This window comes from Psychromonas sp. (genome assembly GCF_983033635.1).
In genome coordinates, this window is record NZ_CEZLMY010000282.1 from 1 (window position 1) to 2,883 (window position 2,883).

At 36.4% G+C, this 2,883-nt stretch carries 3 protein-coding genes; all 3 read left to right on the forward strand.

Annotated features, from left to right (window positions below; all coding sequences use genetic code 11):
* Nucleotides 1-1,331 precede the first annotated feature (1,331 nt).
* The 3 genes from AC4GME_RS18490 to AC4GME_RS18500 all read left to right on the forward strand — a co-directional run bounded on the left by AC4GME_RS18490 (nt 1,332) and on the right by AC4GME_RS18500 (nt 2,841).
* Nucleotides 1,332-1,676, forward strand: a complete 345-nt coding sequence (locus tag AC4GME_RS18490; RefSeq protein ID WP_490378667.1) for a hypothetical protein — start codon at nt 1,332-1,334, stop codon at nt 1,674-1,676.
* 104 nt (nt 1,677-1,780) lie between these two features.
* Entirely contained in the window at nt 1,781-1,942 is a 162-nt protein-coding gene (locus tag AC4GME_RS18495; protein ID WP_490378669.1) for a type I restriction enzyme HsdR N-terminal domain-containing protein, read from the forward strand.
* 575 nt (nt 1,943-2,517) lie between these two features.
* Nucleotides 2,518-2,841 carry a hypothetical protein gene (locus AC4GME_RS18500; RefSeq protein ID WP_490378668.1) on the forward strand — a complete coding sequence of 108 codons (324 nt, stop codon included), beginning with the start codon at nt 2,518-2,520 and terminating at the stop codon, nt 2,839-2,841.
* The last annotated feature ends 42 nt before the right edge of the window (nt 2,842-2,883 follow it).

Consider the following 2,883-nt stretch of genomic DNA (forward strand, 5'->3'; position numbering starts at 1 on the left):
AATATAGAAAAAGAGCTCAGGGTCTTTAATTTTGATATTGAATTACGGGGAGAGCCTACATATTAGGGTCTACTTGAACTGGACACTTTTATATTAGAATGAATCTTAGATGCTTTTGGATATCAGCAATGTGCATATTTTGCACATTGCTACGCTGACTATCTAAATTGAAATTTACGAGGAGACGCATTATCGTCTCCATTGTTCTAGGACGCTTGTCGCGTTTGCGAGTTGGTTTTCACTACTTGTATGAGTGGTTTACTACACTGTTATTTTTAAGTTGGTCTTTTTTTAGTATATCCAACAAAGACTATTAAATCGTTTTTGTTAAAGCGGTCTATTATATTGTTTGCACCACATAAAATGAACTTCAAAGTGAAGACTACTTAAAATAGACTGAGCTGTTAAATGAAAATGATTCGTGCATATTTACGGGAATCTACGCAATAGCAGAATGCCAACAGAGCCAAAGACCAGATCGAAGCTGAGGTGTGGCCTGTCCTGCTGGATATGTTTCTTAACTATGACACGCGGCTGCTCGACGGCTGGAAACGCTTATACATTTACCTGTCTGAGGACAACGTGATAAGCATCCCGTACATTACCCATAATATGTATTAACTAGACACGCTCACGGCTTGAGTTGACCACCAGCACCTCAAGCGCTCTGCTATTTAGCGGCATTAATTGGTTTGTTGCGCCACTTTGCTACGCAGTGCGGCGGGTGCTTACTGGTACAGCGCAACTCAAGCCACTGTGGCTTCTGGCAGCACGAACACGTCCTTATGACTTCTTTGTAGGTAAGGCCGTCGAGCTTTGCGTCCATCGCTTTCTGGTAGTCGTCCGTATCGTGCGACCAGTCATGAAGTCCTAGCGCGCACTGCATCCACTTAAAATTTGCTCCCATAAAATCTAGCTTACTCATTTCCTTACATTCTCCATGGTAGGTATTAATTGAGTTTAGTACAACTTAGTACAAGGAATCGGTATTGTTGCATGCATTTCCTAATTTTTTCGGGTTATAAATTTAAGCTTTAAAGTTCATTCGCAAAATTGGCGGTTATGTTAAATGGGCGATATTCAGGCATTATCCCCTGAAAGTTTACCACTGTTTTAAGCGATTTTTGCTCACGAAAATGACTCGTTCGTTTGAAGCGGATTTAGAGGCGAAAGCGGTCTTTGTATCGATTTACAACGTAATTGAGCCTAATCAACAATAGCGCTAAAAATATTCAGGCTTCAATGAAATGGGGGGAAAACCTATTTTTGCATTATATGATTTTGATGATACATATAATCATTGGAATGGATTAAATGGCGATATATAGCAAGTGATACCAGATAAAGGGTTAATAAAAAAATGGAAAGAAGGTAACTCTTACGCAATAATGTTACCTATACCTAATAACCCTATTATAAGATCTTTAGTAATCAGGGACGAAGAGAAAAATCTTACTTATGAAGGCCTATCCACTTGTGCGATAGAGCATTTATTTTATGGTAATGATAATACTAATAAATATTTTACTGAAACCATAGGAAAAGGAAATGGCAAAGATATTAAATTTACTGCCGATAAAGAATATTTTGCAAAAACAATTGTTCCAATGTTGTCAGCAGAGCATTTTGAGGTTTTCCGGCCAATGCTTGAGTTCATCAAAGAAAAATGTATCTAAAAAGAGCTATTGAATTTTTAAAGTCATAAACGCATCATAAATCTTTCAATAATATTGCTAATAGTTGTTACCTCTTTGCCCGAAAAGCCAGATCAGAAGAAGCAATTAGGCAGTGGATTTTGTTTGAATTAATACGCTATTACGGCTATTCAATAGAACAGATAAAAGTTGAAAAGTCGGTTCAGTACGGTACTCGCAGAGGCTTCATTGAAATTCTTATTTACCTCGATGACAAACCATTTATTGTTATCGAGTGTAAAAGATAAACGGGCTACAGTAAAAATAAAGACCATATGGAACAGGCAATTAGCTATGCTAGCGCTAATTCTATTCAAGCTGAGTTTTGTATTTTACCGATGGAAATCTCTGGAAAGTAAAACGCAAAACAGCGGTAGGGTGGGTAAACTACCCAAACATCCCTAAGCTCAAAAACAATAACCAAACAGAGTTTGAGTTAAGCACTTTATTGCATGACTTAAATGAAATAAAACCACCAATTACATTGGTTGTATCAACCCGTTTCTGGGGCAGATTCCATTAATTTTATCCAAACGATTCAACCAATATTTATGCTCGTTCAAATGTTACAACGGGTACTAACCAAACACTGTTAGATATAATCGACCATGTTTGCCGAGGTATATCTATTAAACCAGAGGTTAATGGTTATCATCTTGGAAAACTAACAACCGCATTTAATCAAACACAGTTATACCTCAAAGAACTTGATCTCAATAAATATTACAATGATGGATTAGAAAATAATTTACATGAATTGCTGATGATACCTGATAGGAAATTCAATGAGATAACTCAATAGTTATCAGGTTTTGATTCTGAAATGGATCACGCGGCAATTCATTTATTAACTGCATTATATTCTGATGCAAGAAATATTGTTGCGCGAAGAAGCACAAACGAATTAGTAATCAGTAGTGAGTTAACAGATCAACTTTATAACTACATCAATCTTGGTTTACAACGTAACTTACAAACCAGCTTACCTAAAAAGTCAGATAGTATCTTGGTTAATGATATTAGAGAAAGCTGTGAACAAAATTGGCAAAACCATATAGCAGTGCATCAAACTAAGTTAGCTGAAGTCTTTTCATATTATTTAGGAAGACTTAAAGTAAATTTAACAAAGCAGAGTGACGTGGTCTAATTGATTCGACTAACCCAGTTAAGACATAATTAACTTAACTGG

What these genes read in the sequence shown, in the direction of transcription:
- AC4GME_RS18500 (WP_490378668.1), top strand. Translation starts at nt 2,518, where the DNA reads ATGGATCACGCGGCAATTCATTTATTAACTGCATTATATTCTGATGCA.